The sequence below is a fragment of the Kribbella shirazensis genome, assembly GCF_011761605.1.
Taxonomy (GTDB): Bacteria; Actinomycetota; Actinomycetes; order Propionibacteriales; family Kribbellaceae; genus Kribbella; species Kribbella shirazensis.
This window is the reverse complement of sequence record NZ_JAASRO010000001.1, coordinates 2,467,873-2,489,673: the sequence shown is the minus strand read 5'-3', so window position 1 is coordinate 2,489,673 and position 21,801 is coordinate 2,467,873. Positions and strand designations below refer to the sequence as shown.

The following is a 21,801-nucleotide window of genomic DNA, read 5'->3' as shown; positions in this document are numbered from 1 at the left end:
GTTGCAGACGACGAAGGGAACACGCTGGTGACCAGCGCCAACATTCAGATCCCTGCAGAGCTCAAGCCCGCGGACGGCCGCTTCGGTGCGGGTCCGTCGAAGGTGCGCCCGGAAGCCGTCGCCGCGCTGGCGACCGAGGGCGCCAAGCTGCTCGGCACCTCCCACCGGCAGGCGCCGGTGAAGAACCTCGTGAAGCGGGTCCAGGAGGGCGTCTCCGAGCTGTTCCAGCTGCCGGACGGGTACCAGGTCGTCCTCGGGAACGGCGGCTCGACGGCGTTCTGGGACATCGCGACGTTCGGGCTGATCCGGGAGAAGAGCCAGCACCTGAGCTTCGGCGAGTTCTCCTCGAAGTTCGCCAAGGCCGCCCAGCAGGCACCGCACCTCGGCGACCCGACGATCGTGAAGTCCGACCCCGGCACCCGCCCGGTCGCGGTGGCGGAGGCCGGCGTCGACCTGTACGCGTGGCCGCACAACGAGACCTCCACCGGTGTGATGGCGCCGGTCCAGCGGGTCGAGGGCGCCGACGAGGGCGCGCTGGTCGCGATCGACGCCACGTCGGGCGCGGGCGGTCTGCCGGTCGACATCAACCAGGTCGACGCGTACTACTTCGCGCCGCAGAAGTGCTTCGCCTCCGACGGCGGCCTGTGGATCGCGATCCTGAGCCCGGCCGCGCTGGCCCGCGTCGAGGAGATCACGGCTTCCGGGCGGTGGATCCCGGCGTTCCTGGACCTCGCGACCGCGATCGACAACTCGGGCAAGAACCAGACCTACAACACGCCGTCGCTGGCCACGCTGTTCCTGATGGCGGAGCAGACCGACTGGATCAACAGCCAGGGCGGCCTCGAGTGGAGCGTCGGCCGTACGACGGACTCGAGCAACCGGCTGTACACGTGGGCCGAGAAGTCCGAGTACGCCACGCCGTACGTCGCCGACGCCGACGCCCGCTCGCTCGTCATCGGCACCATCGACCTCGACGACTCGATCGACGCCGCCGCGGTCGCCAAGACGCTGCGCGCCAACGGCATCGTCGACACCGAGCCGTACCGCAAGCTGGGCCGCAACCAGCTCCGGGTCGCGATGTTCCCGGCGGTCGATCCCGACGACGTCGAGAAGCTCACCCAGGCCATCGACTACGTCGTCGAGAACCTCAAGTAACCCCTTCTACACGACAGCCGCCGCGCTCCTCCGGGAGCGCGGCGGCTTTCGCGTGGGCTACGAGTGCTGGCGGCGGTGGGCGGTGGGGGGCGCCTGGCCGGTGAGGCGGGCGTTCTCGGCCTGGCGGTCCTGCCGTTCGCGGCGGCCCGGCGGGAACGTGACGATCGTGATGATCAGGGCGAACAGGCCCGCGCCGACGATGATCCACCGGAAGTTGTTGCTCTTGCCGGCGTCCGAGCTGTTGTTCTCGGGTGCAGTGGCCGGCTTGGGGGTCGCGCCGGCCTTCGGAGGCGTCGACGCCGCCTTCGCGGGCACCTGGACCTGGTAGACCGCCGAGTTGGCGCCTTCGCTGCCGACCAGGACGGTGTTGTCGGCGGGGCCGAGCGCGACAGTCTCGCCCTGGCCGAGCGGTGCTGCTCCGCGGGCGACCGCGTTCGGCGTGTCTCCCCAGGCGACGGTCGTGACGTCGGCGTAGGTCCGCAGTACCACTCGCTGCCCGTCCGGCAGGAACGTCCCGTCGGTGATCACCCCGGCCGGCGCCGCCGCGAGCTTGGTGAGGTCGTTGGTGCCCTCACGGGACGGCGCGGGCGGCGCGGCGTAGATCGTGCCGGTGCCCTTGACCGCCTTCGTGACGATGTACAACTGGCTCGTACCGGGCTCGATCAGCAGCGTCTCGGCGTCGTGCGCCCCGTCGGGATAGGTGAAGTCGTACCGGCGGTACTTGACGTTGGACTCGTCCTCCAGCGTCTCCGGCTCCGGGATCGTGTAGATCTCGATCTGTTCCCGGTTCTCCTCATTGTCGCCGATGTCCGCGATGTAGAGCGTGCCGTCCCGGTCGATCCCGAGCGCCTCGACGTCGTTGACCTTCGCGCCGAACCGGACGACCGCCTTCACCTCGCCGGTCGTGTCGACGGCAAACACCCGCCCGGTGTCACCGGAGTCGTTCACGGTCCAGTAGACCCCCGGGTGCTTGACGCTCTTCGCCAGCCCGGAGGACTCCTTGATCCGCTCGTCCTTGATCGTGAACAGCCGCTTCGGTGCCGGCGTCGGATCCGCGTCCGCGGTAGCCGATGCCGTGGTGGGCAGCGCCGCACCCGCGAGCGCACACAGCGTCGCCCCCAGCAACGCGAGCCCGGTCCGCATCCGCCTCACGAAACCACCTCGGCACCCGCAGGCCGGTCGGCCGGCGAACCGGCGGGGTCGGCCGGCAGCAGGAGCTGCGCCAGGCGCGGCTTCACCTGCCATTCGGTGACCATGGCCTGGTACTCGGCGCGCAGGTCGGGGGTCGGCTTGGCGCCGGTGCGCGCGGCGCGGAGCAGCAGATTGCGCGGCGTGTGCTGACTGTCCACGAACTGCACGACCTCCACCCGGTAACCGACCTGTCGCAGCACCGCCGCTCGCAGTGAATCCGTCAGTACGTCGGCGAACCGCTCACGAACGATGCCATATCTCGTCATCAGCGCATAAGGCGCCGGTGGTGTGACGCTCTTCAGCTGCTTTTGGATGTCGTGGTGACAACACGGAGCGGCGAGAACCAGCGGAGCCTCCCACCGCACGGCCCGCGCGAGCGCGTCGTCGGTCGCCGTGTCGCACGCGTGCAGCGCCAGCACGACGTCCGGCCGCACGTCCAGCTCCGCACCTTCGATGGTCGCGTCCAGGAACCGCAGGTGATCCTGCCAACCCAGCGCCTCGACCACCCGCGTGTTCCGCTTCCGCGCCGCGGGGTTGTGGTCGATACCGGTCATCCGTACGTCGTGCCCCGCAACAGTCAGCAGGTGGTACGCCGCCAGCGTGAGGTACGCGTTCCCGCAGCCGAGATCGACCACCTGCAACGGCCGCCCGGTCGCGATCCGCCCCGCCGCGACCGCCTCCTCGAGCGCCGGCGCGAGCAGCTTGCAGAACTCCTCGATCTGCTTGTACTTCGCCTGCCGCGACGGCTTCACCCGTCCCTGGTGATCACTGATGCCCAGCTCGATCAGGAACGGCGCCGCCGGATCGAGCACCCGCCGCTTCACCCGGTCATGACTGGTCTCCTGCTCCCGGTGATCCTCCTGCCGGTGCAGCAGCTCCTTGCCCTTCTTCGTGTACCGCAGCCGCAGAGTCTCGCTCGTCGTCTCCACATGCCACGACCCGTACGCGAGCCCGAGCAGCTCGTCGACCGCCTTCTCCACGTCCGCGTCCGGCACGTTCCGGGTGTGCGCCTGACGCTCGTCGAACTCGGTGATCTGCAGGTGCCGCAGCCCCTTCAGATCGACGTACCGCACCTCGACCCGCAGGTACGCCGGTGCCTCCATCCCCCGCCGCCGCCCGGACGCGACGCCCCGGACCAACCCTCCCTGGTCGAGCAACGCAGCACGCACAACCTCCAGCGCACCGGATTCCTCCGGCCGCGCCGGCTCCTCCGACCGCACCTCAGGCTGCACCGCGCCATTGTCCCCGACCACAAGGGTCGATCACAAAAAGGTCTCGCGGGTGTGCTTGAACGCACCTAGCTGACGATCAGTCCGCTGATCCGGGGTTCTTGCGCCGGCTGGCGTTGAAGCGGGCCTTCTTCTGTCGGTTGCCGCACGTGTTCATGTCACACCATCTGCGGGTGCGGCTCTGGCTGGTGTCGAAGAAGGCGGCTTGGCAGGTTGGTGACGCACACAACGCCAGTCTTCCGTCTCGTTCGCCGGCGATGATGCTGATCGCGTCGGCGGCGATCACGCTGAGCGCATCTTCGACGCAGGAAGCCGAGCTGAGTAGCCACCGCCGCTTACCTTCGGGCGTGAGCACAGCCGCGGCCCGACCTTGAGCGCTGCGGTCATTGATGACTTGGACAGCAGACGTAGGGAGCGCGTCGTGGATCGCGGCCGCTGTCGCAGCGGCGTGAATCGACTCCCTCAGTTCCCGAGCGAGGTCGAGCTGGGCGGTGGTGCAGCCCTCCACGGCGAGCCCGTTCACCGCCAGCCAGTCCATGAGTCGCTGCGGCGTGGGAATGCGCTCCACAGCGTCGCCATGACGCTCCGACAGAGTCCCCGTGAAGCTGGTCGCCAGCACGTTACCGAGGCGGAAATCGGGGAACCCAGCACGCATGGAACCACCTTAGCCGGTTGCGCGCCGGGCGGAACCGCTGGTAGAACCGTCTTAGCCGGTTCCCGATGGCCCAGGAGATCCGATGCCCCGTCCAACCAGCGACGTACAAGCATTCGAAGCCCACGCCTCTGACGCCGACCTCGACGATCTGCACGCCCGCCTGGCCGCGGCGCGGCTACCGGAGGCTGAGACGGTCTCTCGCGCCGCCCCTCGCCGATGGGACCAGGGCGTACCTCTCGCCGACCTCGTCGATCTCGTGAACTACTGGCACACCGGGTACGACTGGCGGTCGTTCGAAGCGCGCGTCAACCGGATCGGGTTCCGCACGACCATCGATGAGCTGGGAATCCACTTCCTGCACCGCCGGTCTGCGCGCGCGGATGCGACTCCTCTGATCTTGACCCACGGCTGGCCAGGCAGCATCGCTGAGTTCATCGATGTCGTGGACGAGCTGGCGGATCCTGACGATGCAGACGCGCCGGCGTTCCACGTCGTGGTCCCGTCGCTCCCTGGCTTTGGTTACAGCGACAAGCCGGCCACCACCGGGTGGGGCACCGAAAAGATCGCGGCCGCATGGGTGGAACTGATGGGAAGGCTCGGCTACAGCAAGTTCGCAGCCCACGGCGGCGATTGGGGAGGTGTGGTTACCGCGGTCCTCGGCGGCAGGTACCCGACGAACGTTCTCGGCATCCACACAACTCTCGCGCAGGCACCGCCTGGATTGACAACAGACGGGCTGACGGCGGTCGAGCGCCAGTGGACCGAGGAAACCCGCGCCTTCTACGAAGGCCCGCGCGGCGCGTACGCGAAGCAGCAAGCGACCCGACCGCAGACCATCGGCTACTCGCTCGTCGACTCACCGGTAGGCCTTCTTGCCTGGATCCTGGACAAGTTCGCCGAGTGGTCGGACACCGACGACAGTCCGTTCGAGACGATTTCCAGAGACAGGCTTCTTGACGACGTCACCCTGTACTGGCTGACGCGAACCGGCGCCTCATCGGCCCGCATCTACTACGAAAGCCACAACTCACTCGACCCCGAACTCCGGGTCGACGTCCCAGCAGCAATCACCATCTATCCCCGCGACATCGAGAAGTGCCCACGCCTCTGGGCCCAGGAGCGCTACCGCCAAATCGTCCGCTGGACGACACCCGAATCCGGGGGCCACTTCCCGTCCCTGGAGGTCCCCAACCAGTTCACCAAAGACCTGCAAGAGGGCCTCGCAGCAGTACTGTCCGCCAACCGCTGAACGCGACCACTGCCTGCACCCCGACTACCGCCTCCCGCCCCGAGGCATTCCCCGACGGCTGCGGGCGCCATCAACGCCACAACGCCGTACGCCTCGTTCGCCACGGTGCACAGCCCGATCAGCACGGCCACGACCGTGCGCGGTACCCGACGCTGGTCGCGCACCCGCCGGAAACCGCCCCCCAACTATTGCCAGAGCCGACTTGCACCCCGTACGCCGACGCGTGGCCGTGAGCGACCGCGGCACGCCCCCGTTGGCGAACGCCATCCGCTCATCAAGACACCCGAACGTCGTCACCCGATCGCACCGATCCGCAGGCCGCAGCAGATCCAAGAAGCCCGTCGCCGCCCACCTGGCCCCGGGCTGTCTGAGAGCGCAGATCCCGGTCGGCGAAGACCAGAACGCTTACCCGTTCACCGGCGCGGTCGAAGGCTTCGAAGGCGCACCCTCAAACTGACGGCGCCCCTCGGTTCGGTCGCCCCGCCACCGAACGGTTCGTCCCTTTCCTGCCGCCCGAATCTAGCCGGAGTGCTAGCGCGCCGTGCCGTGCCGTGCCGTGCTGTGCCGTGCCGTGCTGGGCCGTGCCGTTCGGATCGGTCCCGCCGTACCCGCGCGTCCGCGTACTCGCCGAACCACCGGTAGCTGCTCGCCGCGCTCCGATCTCGGCTCCCGCCAACCACCGCGAGCCACCACTCCCCACCAGAGCGAACCACCCACGACAATCAGCGGCCACCCGAAGTCGGCCGAAAGAACGCAGCCGCTGACCAAAAGCTCGCAGCTCACCCGCCCCACAGGCCGCCACGCACCCGTCCCACAGTGGCCGCTCACCCAACCCACAGCTCGCAGCTCACCCGCCCCACAGCCACCGCCCACCCGACCCACGGTTTCGCCACACACCCACCCCCACAGCCACCGCCCACCCGACCCACAGCCCGCCACACCCGCTCTACAGTCGCCGCTCACCCGACCCACCGCTTCGCCACACACCCACCCCCACAGCCACCGCCCACCCGACCCACAGCTCGCCACACACCGGCACCACAGTTCGCCGACTCACCCGCCCCATAGGAGGTGAGGCCAGCGAGAGCAGATCCGCGCGAGGCGGCCACCTCTCCCCGCCGTCGCCCGACAGCTCAAAGTGCTTCGCCGCAACCCCGACCCGGACGGCGCCCTTTTGCGTGCCACCCCGTAGCCCTGGATGAACGACGTGCAGGTACGACGTCCGCCCGCCGGCGGCTGTGCGGACTGACGCCGCTCCCCCAGCGGATGATCACGTGTCGTTTCACGCCACGGTTCCGAGGGCACCATCTGCCGTCGACCACAGCTCACCACCGGATCGCATGACGCCGGAGCCTGCTGCCACCCCGTCGCCCCTAGCCCCGAACGACGCCGCCTCCTTGGCACCCGTCTCCGTGCCGCCCGTCTCCGTGCCGCCCGTCTCCGTGACGCCCGTCTCCGTGACGCCCGTCTCCGTGGCACCCGTCTCCGTGGCACCCGCCTCCGTGGCACCCGCCTCCGTGACGCCCACCTCCGTGACGCCCACCTCCGTGACGCCCACCTCCGTGACGCCCACCTCCGTGACGCCCGTCTCGCTGGTCTCCGTGGTGATCGACTGGGCCTGATCCGCGACACCCACAACCGGATCCGGCAAAGGATCATCGCCCCACGGATCGAACGCGGCGCCCTTTCCGGCACCCGCAGCAACTGTCCAGGAAGCATCCGTCGTCGCCGGGCCCCGAGGTGGTGGCGGATCGTCGGCCCAAGGAATCGGAGGGGCGGCAGCCAGTCGTGTGTTGGGTTGGGGGTTGATGTCGTGCTCGTCGCCCCACGGGTCCGGGCACGCAGGATCCACGACCGCCGGCCGACGATTCGCGGCACGGTTCGCGCCGCGGTCAGCGCCATTGCTGTCGGCACCATTCACCCCGAACCGTTGAGACTCACTGCGGTCACAGCCAGCGCGGTCAACACCAGCGCGGTCACTGCCGGTGCGTCCGGGGCCGATAGCCAGGCTTGTGACCGGGCTTGTGACAGTGCTTGTGGGTGGGCTTGTGGGTGGCTGGTCGGTGATCAGGGGTGGGCGGTATCTGTTTCGGGGGATGTGGGTGGGGTCGGCCCAGGTGGGGCGGGTGACGTGGACGATGCCGTCGGTGATGCGGATTTGCCAGTGTCCGGAGTGCAGGTCGAGGTGGTGGCGTTTGCAGAGCAGTACGAGGTTGGACACGGCGGTGATGCCGCCGTCGATCCAGTGTTTGAGGTGGTGGGCTTCGCATTGGATGGGTGGTGCGCCGCAGACTACGCAGCCTTTGTCGCGGGCGTTCAGGGCGCGCCGCATGGGCCGGGTGACCAGCCGCTGGCTGGTGCCGACGTCGAGGGGCTGGGACTTCGAGCCGAGCACGATCGGGAGGATTTCGGCGTCGCAGGCCAGTCGCCGCAGGGTGGCGGCGGACAGGGTGTCGCCGAAGACCAGTTCCCCGGTTGCGTTGGCCGCGGCAGTCTTCAGGTCGTTGTAGTCGATGGTCACACTGATGTGCGGCTTCGCTCCGTGACCGGCCACGATGCTCGCAGCAGCACCGATGTCAGCATCCGCACGGCCACGGGCGTCAGCAGCGGGTGGCTGATCCGCGACCGGACCACCCGCACCCGAACCGCTGGCACCGCCGGCACCGCCGGCACCGCCGGGACCGTCGGTGCCGTCGGCTGGTTCGGAGCGGGCGGTGGCGAGGGCGTCGGCTGTGTCGACGTCCGGGAGCGGATCCTGCGCGGGTTCCAGAAGCGCGATTGGCTCGGTGGGTGTCGGTGCGTCGCTGCCGTCCGGCGGAGCGCTCGGCTCGCTCTGACCGCGCCCGCCCGCCTCGGCTCTGGCGCCTGGCCTGGCGCCGGCGCCGGCGCCGGCGGTGGTGGCGGTGGCGGTGGCGGCGGTGGCGGTGGTGGCGGCGGCGGTGGTGGTGGCGGCAGGGGTGGCAGGGGTGGCAGGGGTGGCGGCGGTTGTGGTGACTGTTGTGGTGCTTGTGCTGGTGCTGGCGGCGGTGTTGAGGGCGGTGGTGAGGGCGTCGGCCTGGCGTTTGCTGCGGGGGCGTGGGTCTGGTTCGCCGTCGACGGTTTTGTGGGGGCGGGCGCCGGCGTGGATCAGGGTGCGGAACAGTTCGGCGTTCTCGCAGGCCAGGTAGCCGCGGAAGGTGACGCCTTGGTCGGCGTTCTTCCAGGTCAGCGACTCGCGGCTGTAGGCGAGCTTCTCGTCCGGCTCGGGGCCGTCGGGGTCGAGGAGGTCGCGGATCTTCTTTCCCGCGGCGCGCAACTCCGACGGGGTGTGGGTTGCCGCCAAGGTGATCAGTTGCTGCTCGGCGAACTCGACGTTTTCCACCGGCACCGTGGTCGGGATCTTGGCCAGCACCGACAGAATCGCCTCCGCCTGCGCGGGGTACACACGCCACCCGCCGCTCTCGCGCAGCCCGGCACCGGCGCCGTCGGCCTCATCGGGCCGGTCAGCATCGGGCCCGTCAGCGTCAGGCAGGTCGGCATCGGGCCCGTCAGCGTCGGGCCGGTCAGCATCGGGCCGGTCAGCGTCGGTGCGGTCGGTGTCGGTGCGGTCGGTGTCGGGGCGGGCGGTGGCCGGGTTGGGGAATGGGGTGGCCGGGTCGGGCAGGGCGGCGGCGGTGGCTGGGTGTTTGGTCAGTCCGGTGGCCGTCCGCACCGTACGGCGGGCTGTCGGTAGGTCGAGGCGGTACCGCTCGGCCAGCAGGCGGGCAGTGTCGCCGGCGCCGATCTGCTGCGCATCTCCGTCGCGCTCCAGTTCGGCGATCAGTTGCAGCTCGACGACCTTCAGCCGGGCCCGTTCGGCGACGACCGCGTCGAGAGTCGACAGCTTCTCACTGCCGCTCATCGCCCAAGCGGGTCGTTCGCCGAGGATCTCCATACCGACAAGCGTAGACCCGCCCGCCGACAGTTCCGTGCCGAGATCGCCTTGTTTTCAAGGGATCCGGGAAGTTTGAGGTTTTCCGCAGTACGGCTCCTGCGGATATCCTCACCAATCCGATCAAGCAGGCGGTCCCGGCGCACGACCTGCCAGCACATCGAGCGGATTCATGCGACGAACCTCGAGACGCCTCGCCCCACCACGAGCTCGGGCGCGGGACACAGGATCGTTGTTGATAGCAACGATCTGCGGGTTCGCATCATCACGTAGCCTGCGTGGTCGGTGAGTTCATTGGATAGGCGTGGGCTCCCCTCAGCATCCGCCGACGGCATCGATCTAATTGGCAGCGTCAGCGCGATAACCGCGATCGATCCCTCGTTATGTGCTGCAACGCGATCGGCACGTCGCCCTTGGTTGTCCGGTTGGCCAACGAACTTGGGACGAGAGGTGACTGAGTACGCCTTCATCCGAGCGCGCTGCCCGGGTAGAGCGGGAACTCGAACGCTACAACCCGCACTCTGCAGACCGATCGGGCTGTCCGGCGGATCTCCTCAGCAGATGCCGAACGCGCCGCGATGTGCCAGGAGCGCGGCGCCAGCTTCATGGGCAACCACCTCGCCGACTTCACCCTCCTGGGCCTGGCCCCGCCGCGTAAGGCGCCAGGAGCTTGTTGTGCCCGCTAACGCCGGCCGTCTGCTTGGAAGCTCCGCATGCCCTGGATCACAGCCCGCGCTGAGGAGGCGGTCCGATGAACTGTCACCGCCTGCGCAGGCGTGGAACGCGAAGCCCACGAGCGACTACGCATTCGAGGCGGCAGTTTGCGCCGCACATGAGGCGACAAGCTTTGCGCCGCCGCACACGAGACGACAAGTTTTGCGCTCGCCGCGCACGAGGCGGCAGGTTTTGCGCCGCCGCACTCGACTGTCCAGGGGCTTCGCCGGATACCCAGCGATCGAGTTGCACGCTGCCAGAGTCACCATTCCACGCTGCCGAGCGCCCAGAAGGACTGTTGCAGCGCACACGTAGCCGCACAACGCGAACGGTGAAGGACGAGACGTGAAGCCGGCGTGGCCCTCGTTGGCGTGGACAAGCGATGCAGCGGCCGCTGCCGGCCGTCCTCCGGGATCCAGTTGCTTGACCGGGGCCCGTGCCGGCATCCAGGTCCGCGCTGCAGGGACGACGGGACTGCCGGCGGCACGATCAGACCGCTACCCATGGCGCTCAGAAGAAGCGGCGCCGGTCCTTCGACTGAGGTGACCGCGGCGAGCAGGCATGCGCTCGACGCGGCGTCCCGCCCCGCGCCCGAGGGCACAGCTGCTTCGCCGGAGCCCATACCCGACAGCACGATCCGCGCACCGCCGGAGGGCCAGAAGGACGGTCGCCGCTCACCACCGTGTAGTAGATGGAGACAGTGATAGACGACTCACCCAAGGCGGTGGCCTCTCCGTCCACACAGCCCAGCTACTTCGCCGGAGCCGACATCCCACAACAGCCCGCGCGCTGCCGGGGCGGACAGAAGTACGTTGTCGTTCGCAGGTCACTAGAGCGTGAGGACGACGGGAGCAGCTCCGTGCGAGGGGCGGACTCTCCGCTGTCGCCCGACAGTTCAGTAACCCGAACCCGGACAGCAATTCGCGCGGCGGCGGAGGCGGCCGGAACCAGGTGCGGCCGCTCCGCAGTGTGTGGGACATGAGGGGTGGGATGCGCGAGGCGGTGTCCGATCGGTGGGTCCCGAGGTGGAGCCTGGAGTGGCGGGGTCCCGGGTCAGGGGACCTTTTGGTCTTCGGCCACCAGGCCTAGCGCTCTTAGGCGGGTGATGATGCCGCCCTCGCGGCGGCCGAGGGATTCCACTAGCTGGGCGAGGGTGGCGCCGTTGTTGTACATCTCGATCAGGGTTTGCTCGTCGTCCACGGACCACTGGCGGAACGCGTTCGGGTGGGTTTTGCGGGCGCGCTCGATGCGGCGGGTCATCGAGCGGGGGTTGAGTACCTCGAGGGAATGGATCCGGGCCTGGCGGTGGCGGCCGACCTCCTCGCCTCCGCTCCAGAACACCACCGCCCCGTCGTCGAACGTCATCAGGTCGGCGGGGACGTCGCAGTAGTCGGCGTCCTCGAGCATCACGCGCATCATCGCTGGTTCTCTCCAATGTCCTCGGTGGATGCGTGGTCGACAGAGAAGATGCCGCGATTCGCCCACCGCCGGCCGCCCGATCCGCAATCTGTGGACAACCAACCACACAATCAGTTTGCAAAATCTCTTTGCAAACACTCTTTGCAGTCCGTATCCTCCATACCCATGAGCGATGACCCCACCCCCGCGACACCACCGCGCACGGTCAAGCTGGACCGTCACCTGGTCCGCGCCCTCGCCCACCCGATGCGGAACCGGATCCTCGGCCTGCTGCGCGTCTACGGCCCGCAGACCGCAACGACCTTGGCGGGCCGGCTCGGGGTGAACACCGGTGCGACCAGCTATCACCTGCGGCAGTTGGCGGACGCCGGTCTGGTGGCTGAGGACGACAGCCGCGGCAATGCCCGCGACCGCTGGTGGAAGTCCGCCCACCAGGGCACCGAGTTCGACAAGGCCGAACTGCTGGAGCAGGAGCCGGAGCTGGCCCTGGGCTACCTGCACGGTCTCGGCCAGACGTACGCCGAGAACATCTTCGGCTTCATCGACGCGATGCAGACCATGCCGCCCGAGTGGCGCGACGCCAGCGTGCTCTCCGACTACCTGTTCCACCTCCGCGCAGACCAGTTCGACGCGATGATGCACGAGGTGCTGGCGGTCTTCGACAAGTACAAGACTCCCGACCTCACGGCGCCGCTGCCGGACGGCGCCGAGCAGGTCACCGTCCAGATCCAGGCGTTCCCGCGCGAGACGCGGTAGCAGGACCGAGGGGGAACGATGAAGGGGAACCGGGCACCGCTGGCGGCGTTCCTGGTGGCGAACGTCGTGTCGATCTGCGGCACCCGCGTCAGCGCGATCGCGATCCCATGGTTCGTACTGACCACCACTGGCTCACCGGTCAAGACCGGCCTGGTGGCACTGGCCGAAATGGCGCCACTGGTTGTCGTGAAGGCCGTCGGCGGCCCACTGATCGACAAGGTCGGAGCACGCCGGATCAGCGTGCTGGCCGACGCCGCCAGCACCGGAGTGGTCGCACTGGTACCTCTCCTACACACACTGGGTTTCCTGCACTTCCCAACCCTGCTGGTGCTCGTAGCGATCGCCGGCGCACTCCGCGGACCTGGCGACGCGGCCAAGTCGACCCTGATCCCGGACATCGCCCGAGCGGCCAAGGTCCCGCTGGAGCGCGTGACAGGTCTGGAGAGTACGACGGAACGCCTGGCCGGCTTCTTCGCGTACGCACTGGCCGGCGGACTCATCACCCTGGTCGGAGCGGTCAACGCACTCTGGATCGACGCAGCGTCGTTCGGCGTCTGCGCCGTACTGATCGCCCGCTGGATCCCCAAGCACCAGCAGCGAGCCACCGGCAATGAAGGACGCTACGGCCGGCGACTGCTCGACGGGTGGCGTTTCCTCCGTAAAGACAAGCTGATGCTTCCGCTGGTCGTCATGATCGCCGTCACCAATCTGCTCGACGCCGCGATCAGTGCCGTACTGCTGCCGGTCTGGATCAAGGACCACGGCTACGGGCCCGGCCACACCAGTCTGATCCTCACGTCGTTCGGAGTGACCGCTACCGCGTTCGCCCTGCTCGCCTCGGCCATCGGCGACCGCATCCCGCGCAAGCTGGTCTTCACGCTCGCCTTCCTGATCTGCGGCGCGCCGCGCTTCATCGTCATGGCCACCGACGCTCCGGTCTGGGCGGTGATGGCTGTGTACGCCGTCGGCGGTGTCGGAGCCGGTTTCATCAACCCGGTCCTCGGCGCACTGTTCATCGAACGCATCCCCAGTCACCTGTTGGGCCGGGTCAACTCGCTGGCTGATGCGGTGTGCTGGACCGGCGTACCGCTAGGCGGTGTGGTCGCCGGTGCTGCCATCGTCGGCATTGGGCTGTCACCCGCACTGCTGGCAGGCGGTGTGATCTACCTGATCGCGACCATGTCACCGGTGCTGATCGGCCGCCACGAGAAGTGGAAAGCTACACCGGGTCCGACGGATCCTCCGGGAACCGCGGCAGATCCGGACCGGGCGGCAGCCGTAGCGTCCTAGCCTTCGTGGCGTTGTCCAGCTCGCGCCGCATCCGCTCCCGCTCTGCACGCAGCAGCCCCAGCATCACCAGGTCCAGCAGCATGCCACCAGCAGCGGTGAACTGCGTAGCGGCGAACTGGAAGACCTGCGTCATCAACAACGACACCAGTACGGCGAGCTCGAACAGCCGGACCGCCCGCGCCCGGTTGCCGTTCCGCAGCGCCAGAGCACCCCGCACCGTGAACGTGGCCGACAGCAGGCTCCCGACAATCACCCCGATGACCGGCAGATGACTGAACCCGTCCCCCAGCACAGCGGCGATGAGGAGAGCACCGACCACCTGGATCGCCAGTACGGCGACTGCGATCGGCGGGGCCTTCGGATGCGTGGCAAGTCGCTCGAAGCCGCGCTGCAGCGCCCGCCAGGCCGCGTCGACCGGCGCGGCCAGCTCGACCTCGTCAGCTGGGCACGCGGCCAGCAGCTCCCTCGCCTCCCGTCGTCCGTCCACCTGCAGCGGCACCTCACGCAGCAGCTCGGACGCCTCCGCCCGGCGCCGCCGCGACAGTCCGCCGGCGACACCTTCGACAGCATGGTCGATGACGTTCGCCAGCTCCTCCCGCGGGTCGATCGGGCGTCTCGTGGTCAGGAACCGGAAGCCGAGCACGATCAGCACGAAGACGACGTACACGATCGCCGCGGTCGGCTTGTAGAAGTAGTTGTTGTCCGAGGTGACGAACTTCCCCACCTCGTCGATGAACAGCCCGAACCCGATCCCGCCGACCGTCGCCGCGGCAGGCCTCACGACTGGGCCGACGTACCCGAGCAGCAGCGAGATCGCGACGAGCATCAGCAGGCCGCCGGGCAGCACGTGAGCGATGTGCAGCCCCTTCCCGCCGATCTGCGGGTACCCGCTCAGGCTCAGGAACAGCCTGGTCAGCAGCACCGTCGCCACCCCGGACACCACGAAGGTCGTCAGGTGCTCCCCCGAGCGGACGTTGCGGACCAGGCCTGCCCGCATGAGGTACGACGAACGTTCACCGGCGGAGGTGGTCATGCAGCGACGTTAGCCGAGGAGGGCTGCCACGACGACGATGGCGACCAGGGCGGCCAGTACGAGCGAGGTCACCAGTCGGCGCGTGCGGGGGTCCACCCCGTCAGGGTAGGCGGACGTCCCCGGTCGCCGCGCCGAGGGGTCAGTGCAGGCTGATCAGCGGCTCCGGGCGGTGGACGCCGCGGGGGCGGTAGCCGAGTGCGTCGGACAGGCCCAGGTAGTCGGACAGCAGCCAGACGATCGACAGCCACATCTCCGTCCCCTGCAGACCTGGGATCGCCCGGTCGTCGGTACCGTCCGGCGCGAACGCGAACCCCGCGCCGTCGACCCACCGGGGCAGGATCGCGCGCAACTGGTCCTCGGCCCAGCGGCGGCCGTCCTGTTCGCCGTACGTCGTCTGCTTGCGCGCCAGCCACAGCGGATGGATGACGTCGAGGACGTTGCAGGCGTTGTAGTTGTCGCCGGTGAACATCCGCCGGTCGTTGCTGTGAGCAAGAACGGTGGCGACGGCCTGCTCGGGGTACGGGAGCGGGAGTCCGAACTGCGCATAGGTGCCGCGGGTGAGGCGGTAGAAACCGTTCACGACCTGCAGCAGCCCGTCGTCCGGATGCGGCGAACCCCACGCGCCGAGAGCAGGATCGGCGTGGGTGAGGAGCCAGCCCAGGAGCGGTTCGAGTGGGCCGGATTCCTTGTGGTCGTGGAGGTTTCGCGCGAGCGCCGTACCGACGGCGTCGATGCCGGAGCCTGCCGACCACGCTCTCCTTGCCCAGGGCAAGTTGTCCAGCTCGTCGAGGGTGAAGTCGGTGGAGATGGGGTGCTCGAAGCTGCTCCCGAGGACCTGCAGCGCATAGCCGACGCACAGGATGTGATAGCTCGCGGGGCCTTCCAGAACCGAGAGTTCGGCGTCGGACGGCTTGCCCAGTCCGTCGTCGGAGAGGTCTCCGGGTGATACCAGTCCGGTCGCCGGATCCTGGCGCGCGCGGAGCCGGCGGACGAGGTCGTCCCGGGTGTGGCCGGCCGGCGTACGGCGTACCAGAAGGTCCGCGATCTCGACGGCGTCGCACCAGGGACGGATCTCCGGCTCCCGGTCGATCCCGGGACGATCCACGAACCGGGACCCGTCCCAGCACCGCGCGAGGACGTCGTCGGTCTGCTCGCGCGCCTTCGCGGCGAAGTCCTTCAGCAAGGTCGGTAGGTCACCTGACATGGATGCTCCTGTCCGCGAGCGGAGGATGCGGGCGGGGTTGCCGGCCGCGACCGAGTTGGCCGGGATGTTCTTCGTGACGACCGCGCCGGCGCCGATGATGCTGTGCGCGCCGACCGTGACGCCGTCGAGGATCGTGACGTTGGAGCCGATCCAGACGTCGTCCCCGATCGTGATGCCGAGCGAGGTGTGCGGCTGCTTGAAGATCGGCTCGCCGGGCGCGGTGCCGTGATTGAAGGCGAGCAGCGAGGTGTGCGCGCCGATCCGCACGCCGTCGCCGATCGTCACGTTGCCCCGGACCGCGGCGAACGGGTTGATCGTCGAGTCCGACCCGAGCGCGATCCGGCCGGTGAGGTACGCATGGGCAGCGATGTACGAACGCTGCCCCATCCGGAGCTCGTCGCAGTACACGGCGGCGGACTCCGCGACGTATGCGTCGTCCGCCAGCTCCAGCGACCCGCCGAGCCGCGCCTGCCGTTCGGCCTGGCGTTCGCGCTCGGCATCCGAGGCCTTCCGGGCGTACTCCCACGGCAGGAAATCCAGGCGCAACGGCTCGTTCGGCAGCATGGGAAAACGCTATCCAAATACGCCGGACACCGCTAGGGGCGTGAAGCCGCTGCTAACCTCCCGTCTGACATGAACACTTTTCCGTCTGTGCGAGGTGCCGGGCGATGACGACGAACGGATCCGTGACAGACGGCGAGGGCGGCGACGGCCCACAGGGCGGCACCCGCCGCAGTCATCGGGTCACGATCAGCGATCTCGCCCGCCGGCTGCACATCTCCAAGGCGTCGGTCTCGTACGCACTGAACGGCCGCGCCGGGGTCAGCGAGGAGACCCGGCAGCGGGTGCTCGACCTGGCCGAGGAGCTGGGCTTCCACCCGAACTCCGCCGCGGTCGCGCTGTCCGCGAGCCGGACCCGGACGATCGGGATCGTGATCGCGCGCGAACCCACGCTGATCTCGACCGAGGCGTTCTACATGCGCACGCTGGTCGGCATCGAGCAGTACCTGAACGAGGTCGACTCCTCGCTGCTGCTCCGGCTCACCGGCGAGCACGGCGAGGATCTCGACGTACTGCGACGCTGGTCACGGCAGGGTCGCGTGGACGGGTTCATCCTGTTCGACGAACTCGAGGACGACCAGCGGATCCAGCTGCTGACGGAGCTCGGGGTGCCGTGCGTGGTCGTCAGCTCGAACGCGCTCGACGACTCGGTCGGGCGGCTGATCAGCTCCCCCGGCGAGACCGTCACGCTGCTGCTCGATCACCTGGCCGAGCTCGGGCACACGGACATCGCGCACATCAGCGGGCCGTTCACGTTCATTCACGAGAGGCTGCGGGTGCAGACGCTGCGCGAGGACGCGGAGCGGCATGGGATCACGGTGCGGCACATCGAGGGCAGTTACCGGTACGACGACGGCGCCGAGCTGACCCGTCAGCTGCTGACCGGGCCGAATCCGCCGAGCGCGATCGTGCTCGGGAACGACCTGATGGCGGTCGCGGCGCTGCGGGTGGCGATGGATCTCGGTACGGCGGTGCCGGACGAGGTCTCGATCGTCGCGTGGGACGACTCGCCGCTGTGCGAACTCGCCCGGCCCGGCATCACCGCGGTGGATCAGAAGACGATGGAACGCGGGCGCGCCGCCGCGGATCTGCTGCTGCGCATCGTCACCGGGGAGAGCGCGCTCCACGAGGAGGCGCCGGCCGGCGAGCTCCGCCACCGAGAGTCCTCCGGCCCGGCACGCTCCTGACGCTGGCCCCCTGATCTGGAGGGTTGCCCCCTGAGATTTTCAGTGGGCAACCCTCCAGCTGAAGGGACACCCCCTCAACTGGAGGGTGCGCCGCCGGGGTGGGCGGCGGGCGGGTTCGCCGTACTGGGCGCAGTTTGAAGACTGTGTGAAATCGCGTGGTTCCGGAGAGTGTTGGATTGCGTTCTCCGGGCTGCGGGTGAAGGTTTGCGGGGTCACGAGGTCGTAACGAAGACCCGGGAACTGAACCGGTTAGGGTTTCGAAACTTAACCGGTTAGGTCAGTATGGGGCCGATCCGCCCCCGCAGCTCCGCGGGGGCTTGTAGACGGGACGAGGGAGTCCGACGTGAGACTGCGTTCGCTTGTAGCCGCGGTGGCGGCGACCGCCCTGGGAATCAGCCTGGCCGCCTGCGGAGGCGGCGACTCGGACGATTCGTCCGGCGGCGGTTCCGGTGGCGACCAGACGCTGACCTACTGGGCCAGCAACCAGGGCACCAGCCTGGACAACGACAAGGAGGTGCTGAGCCCGGTCCTGGAGAAGTTCACCAAGGACACCGGGATCAAGGTCAACCTCGAGGTGATCGGCTGGAACGACCTGCAGACCCGGATCCAGACCGCGATCACCTCCGGTCAGGCGCCGGACGTGGTCAACATCGGCAACACCTGGGCGGCGTCGCTGCAGGCCACCGACGCGTTCCTGCCGTTCGACGGCGACGCGATGAAGGCGATCGGCGGGAAGGACAAGTTCGTGCCGACGGCTCTGGCGACCGGCGGCAAGGAAGGCACCGACCCGACCTCGGTCCCGCTCTACGGTCTGGCCTACGGCCTGTACTACAACAAGGCGATGTTCGCCGCGGCCGGCCTGCAGCCGCCGAAGACCTGGGAAGAGATGGTCGCCGCGGCCAAGAAGCTGACCGTCCCGGCGAAGAACCAGTGGGGCATGGCGCTGGCGGCCGGCAGCTACACCGAGAACGTGCACTTCGCGTTCATCAACGCCGCGCAGAACAAGGCCGACTGGTTCAACGCCGACGGCAAGCCGACTTTCACCGGTGACGGCAACGTCCAGGGCGTGCTGCGGTACCTCGACCTGATGCAGAAGGACAAGGTCGCGAACCCGTCGAACGCGCAGTACGACAACGGCACCAAGTCGGTGAACGACTTCGCCACCAAGAAGGTCGCGATGGTCATCAACCAGAACAACGCCGACTCCTCGATCGTCGCCAACGGCATGAAGGCCGGCGAGTACGGCGTCGTCCCGTTCCCGGCCCCGGCCGGTGGTGAGCAGGTGGCCAGCCACGTCGCCGGCATCAACCTGTCGATCTTCAAGAACACCAAGCACAAGGACGCGGCGCTGAAGTTCGTCAATTACATGACGTCCGCGGAGACCCAGACCACGCTGGGCAAGCCGTTCGCGTCGCTGCCGGTGCTGAAGGACGCGAAGCCGGTGTTCACCACCGACGAGGCCGAGGCCGCGGTCTTCCAGGACGTCTACAACACCAAGTCCAAGCCGCTGCCGCTGGTGCCGGCCGAGGACCAGTACGAAAGCACCGTCGGCAAGGCGATGAACGCGATGTTCGCCAAGATCGCGACCGGCGGAACGGTGACCGCCGACGACGTGAAGGCGGCGCTGAAGACCGCCGAGGACCAGGTCGCGGCGAGTAGCTGACCTGTCCCCAGTGGCCCGGACGGCACCGTCCGGGCCACTGCCCGCGTCAGCCCCACCGACCCGACAGACAGGAGGCGACAAACCCGGATGTCCGTCGCCACAGAAACCGCCGCTCCGGCACCGGCGAAGCCGGCCAGGAACCGCAGCCGCCTCGAGCACCGGCCCGGCCTGAACAGGTGGCTGCCGTACGCACTGCTGGCCCCGGCGGTGTTGCTGGAACTGTTCATCCACATCATCCCGATGCTGGTCGGGATCTGGATGAGCTTCGTCAAACTCACCAAGTTCTTCATCGCGAACTGGTCCGCCGCGCCCAGCGCCGGGCTCGGCAACTACAAGGTCGCGCTCGACTTCAACAACGCCGTCGGCGAAGGGCTGCTGAAGTCCTTCGGCGTCACGGTCGCCTTCTCGCTGATCACGGTCGCGTTCTCGTGGGTCCTCGGGATGGCCGCCGCGGTCGCGCTGCAGCCCGAGTTCCGCGGGCGGGGCCTGGTCCGGACACTGTTCCTGGTGCCTTACGCGCTCCCGGCGTACGCCGGAATCCTGACCTGGAACTTCATGCTCCAGCGCGACACCGGCGCGGTGAACCACGTCCTGGAGCAGCTGCATCTCAGCGACGGCGACACGTTCTGGCTGATCGGCGGCAACGCACTGATCTCGCTGATCACGGTCGCCGGGTGGAAGCTGTGGACGTTCGCGTTCCTCACCCTGATGGCCGGTATGCAGAGCATCCCGCGGGACCTCTACGAAGCCGCCTCGGTCGACGGTGCCGGCAACATCCGGCAGTGGCGCAACATCACGCTGCCCTCGCTGCGGCCGGTCAACCTGGTGCTCGTCCTCGTCCTGTTCCTGTGGACGTTCAGCGATTTCAACACGCCGTACGTGCTGTTCGGTACGGCGCAGCCGCCGGCCGGTGACCTGATCACGTTCCACATCTACAACGCGTCGTTCCTGACCTGGAACTTCGGTACCGGTGCGGCGATGTCCGTGCTGCTGCTGATCTTCCTGATGATCGTCACCGGCGCCTATCTGCTCGTCACCGGAAGGAGGTCGCGTCGTGCGTGAGACCAGGGGTTTCAAGATCTACCGCGGTGTCGTGCTGGCCGTGCTCGGGTTGTTCGTGCTGGTCCCGCTGTACGTGATGGCGACCTCGTCGCTCAAGCCGCTGAAGGACGTGCAGGGCGCGTTCACCTGGTGGCCGACGAACCTGACGCTGGCGCCGTTCGTGGACATGTGGAAGACGGTGCCGCTGGCGAAGTACTTCGTGAACTCGACGATCGTGTCGGTGTCGGCGACGGTGTTCTCGGTGGCGATCGCGATCCTCGCGGCGTTCGCGGTGTCGCGGTTCAAGTTCCGCGGGCGGACCGTGTTCACCACGACGGTGCTGTCGACGCAGATGTTCCCGGGTGTGCTGTTCCTGCTGCCGTTGTTCCTGATCTTCGTGAACATCAACAACGAGTTCGGGCTGCAGCTGGTCGGGACGCGACTCGGGTTGATCATCACGTACCTGACGTTCAGCCTGCCGTTCTCGATCTGGATGCTGGCCGGGTACTTCGACAGCATCCCGCGCGAGCTCGACGAGGCCGCACTGGTCGACGGTTGCGGACCGATGGGCGCACTGTGGCGGGTCGTCCTGCCCGCCGCGCGGCCCGGGGTGATCGCGGTCGCGATCTACTCGTTCATGACCGCGTGGGGCGAGGTCCTGTTCGCGTCGGTGATGACCACGGAGGCGAACCGCACCCTGTCCGTCGGCCTCCGCCAGTACTCCACCCAGACCAACATCTACTGGAACCAGATCATGGCCGCGGCCCTCGTCGTCAGCGTCCCGGTCGTCATCGGCTTTCTGCTGGCCCAACGCCACTTCGTCGCCGGCGTCACCGCGGGCGCGGTGAAGTAGGCGGATCTGCAGCACTCATCAATCGCGTCCGTCGGAGGGACGCCACGCTCAGGCGCCCCTCCGACGGACGATTGACGAGTGCCGGCGGTCCGGACTCAGGCGAAGAGTTTCAACCTAAGAAGTCCCATTCGCCTACGGTGCGGTACGCCGCGCTGTGGCCGGGGCCCTCGCCCAGGCGGGACTCGATCAGTTGCAGGCTGCCCGCGGTCCAAAGCGGTCCCTCGTACGTGTCGAAGACCCGCACCCACTTGGTCACGTCCAGTTGCCGGCGCAGCCGCGCCAGCGTCACGTGCGGCGTGAACTTCCGGCCCTCGACGGGGACGCCGGCCCGGTTCGCCGCGGCCCGGGTGGTCATCGACAGGTGTTTGAGCGAATCGGTGTCGTCGCGCACCCCGGCGTACAGCACCCTGGCATCCGGGACACCGGGGAACGCGCCCGCGCCGGCGATCTGCAGTTCGAACGGCTGTTGCCGTTTCGCGGCCCGCTCCAGCCGCTCCTCGAGCTCCTCGGTCTTCCAGTCCGGCACGTCGCCGAGGAAGGCCAGCGTGATGTGCCAGTTGTCGTCCGCCGCCCAGCGGATGTCCTCGTCCGGATGCTCCCGGCGCGGCTCGACGAACTCGCTCAGATCCTCCACTACCTCGATGGGTGGCACTACCGCCACGAACAATCGCATCCGAAAAGCGTATCGGTG

Annotated in this window: 15 protein-coding genes and 2 pseudogenes; 9 read left to right on the top strand and 8 right to left on the bottom strand. The window is 68.3% G+C overall.

Features of this window, described 5'->3' with window-relative positions:
• Positions 1-27 precede the first annotated feature (27 nt).
• Positions 28-1,155, top strand: a complete 1,128-nt coding sequence (serC, locus tag BJY22_RS12225; protein WP_167206281.1) for a phosphoserine transaminase — start codon at positions 28-30, stop codon at positions 1,153-1,155.
• Between the two features lie 57 nt (positions 1,156-1,212).
• Here serC and BJY22_RS12220 read toward each other — a convergent pair whose 3' ends face one another.
• From BJY22_RS12220 to BJY22_RS12210, 3 genes are all read right to left on the bottom strand, one after another.
• Positions 1,213-2,298, bottom strand: coding sequence for a hypothetical protein (locus BJY22_RS12220; RefSeq protein ID WP_167218142.1), 1,086 nt, complete (start codon positions 2,296-2,298; stop codon positions 1,213-1,215).
• A gap of 5 nt (positions 2,299-2,303) precedes the next feature.
• Complete coding sequence (locus BJY22_RS12215; RefSeq protein ID WP_337758567.1) at positions 2,304-3,578, bottom strand: class I SAM-dependent methyltransferase; 1,275 nt, start codon at positions 3,576-3,578, stop codon at positions 2,304-2,306.
• A 76-nt stretch (positions 3,579-3,654) separates the two neighbouring features.
• Positions 3,655-4,230 carry a CGNR zinc finger domain-containing protein gene (locus BJY22_RS12210; protein WP_167206280.1) on the bottom strand — a complete coding sequence of 192 codons (576 nt, stop codon included), beginning with the start codon at positions 4,228-4,230 and terminating at the stop codon, positions 3,655-3,657.
• An 82-nt stretch (positions 4,231-4,312) separates the two neighbouring features.
• Between BJY22_RS12210 and BJY22_RS12205 the strand changes: the two genes are divergently transcribed.
• The gene (locus tag BJY22_RS12205) at positions 4,313-5,479 is read left to right on the top strand and encodes an epoxide hydrolase family protein (protein ID WP_167206279.1); all 1,167 of its coding nucleotides are present in this window, start codon (positions 4,313-4,315) and stop codon (positions 5,477-5,479) included.
• 1,306 nt (positions 5,480-6,785) lie between these two features.
• A pseudogene (locus BJY22_RS43280) lies at positions 6,786-7,037 on the top strand (pentapeptide repeat-containing protein); the annotation flags it as partial.
• Positions 7,038-7,709: 672 nt separating this feature from the next.
• Here the strand turns inward: BJY22_RS43280 and BJY22_RS43275 are convergent.
• Positions 7,710-9,359 (bottom strand): annotated as a pseudogene (locus tag BJY22_RS43275) (HNH endonuclease signature motif containing protein); the annotation flags it as partial.
• Between the two features lie 1,797 nt (positions 9,360-11,156).
• Positions 11,157-11,522, bottom strand: a complete 366-nt coding sequence (locus BJY22_RS12180) for a hypothetical protein (RefSeq protein WP_167206278.1) — start codon at positions 11,520-11,522, stop codon at positions 11,157-11,159.
• A gap of 165 nt (positions 11,523-11,687) precedes the next feature.
• Between BJY22_RS12180 and BJY22_RS12175 the strand changes: the two genes are divergently transcribed.
• Together BJY22_RS12175 and BJY22_RS12170 are read left to right on the top strand one after the other, a co-directional pair.
• Positions 11,688-12,278 (top strand): winged helix-turn-helix domain-containing protein, encoded by a 591-nt coding sequence (locus BJY22_RS12175; RefSeq protein ID WP_167206277.1) that lies wholly within the window; start codon positions 11,688-11,690, stop codon positions 12,276-12,278.
• A gap of 18 nt (positions 12,279-12,296) precedes the next feature.
• Positions 12,297-13,568 (top strand): MFS transporter, encoded by a 1,272-nt coding sequence (locus BJY22_RS12170; protein WP_167206276.1) that lies wholly within the window; start codon positions 12,297-12,299, stop codon positions 13,566-13,568.
• Here BJY22_RS12170 and BJY22_RS12165 read toward each other — a convergent pair.
• Complete coding sequence (locus tag BJY22_RS12165; protein ID WP_238350345.1) at positions 13,498-14,601, bottom strand: hypothetical protein; 1,104 nt, start codon at positions 14,599-14,601, stop codon at positions 13,498-13,500. The two genes, BJY22_RS12170 and BJY22_RS12165, sit on opposite strands and share 71 nt — an antisense overlap.
• Before the next feature lie 139 nt (positions 14,602-14,740).
• Positions 14,741-16,369, bottom strand: coding sequence for an acyltransferase (locus BJY22_RS12160; protein WP_167206275.1), 1,629 nt, complete (start codon positions 16,367-16,369; stop codon positions 14,741-14,743).
• A gap of 104 nt (positions 16,370-16,473) precedes the next feature.
• On the opposite strand from BJY22_RS12160, the gene BJY22_RS12155 reads away from it, so the two are divergent.
• The 4 genes from BJY22_RS12155 (at position 16,474) to BJY22_RS12140 (ending at position 21,110) form a co-directional block, all read left to right on the top strand.
• Positions 16,474-17,553, top strand: coding sequence for a LacI family DNA-binding transcriptional regulator (locus BJY22_RS12155; protein WP_167206274.1), 1,080 nt, complete (start codon positions 16,474-16,476; stop codon positions 17,551-17,553).
• 343 nt (positions 17,554-17,896) lie between these two features.
• Positions 17,897-19,216 (top strand): extracellular solute-binding protein, encoded by a 1,320-nt coding sequence (locus tag BJY22_RS12150; RefSeq protein WP_167206272.1) that lies wholly within the window; start codon positions 17,897-17,899, stop codon positions 19,214-19,216.
• Positions 19,217-19,303: 87 nt separating this feature from the next.
• Positions 19,304-20,278 (top strand): carbohydrate ABC transporter permease, encoded by a 975-nt coding sequence (locus BJY22_RS12145; RefSeq protein WP_167206270.1) that lies wholly within the window; start codon positions 19,304-19,306, stop codon positions 20,276-20,278.
• A complete protein-coding gene (locus BJY22_RS12140; RefSeq protein WP_167206269.1) occupies positions 20,271-21,110 on the top strand; it encodes an ABC transporter permease subunit in 840 nt (279 codons plus the stop codon). Before BJY22_RS12145 ends, BJY22_RS12140 begins: the two co-directional genes overlap by 8 nt.
• A 109-nt stretch (positions 21,111-21,219) precedes the next feature.
• On the opposite strand, the gene thpR is transcribed toward BJY22_RS12140, so the two are convergent.
• Entirely contained in the window at positions 21,220-21,783 is a 564-nt protein-coding gene (gene thpR / locus BJY22_RS12135; RefSeq protein ID WP_167206267.1) for an RNA 2',3'-cyclic phosphodiesterase, read from the bottom strand.
• Positions 21,784-21,801: the final 18 nt, after the last annotated feature.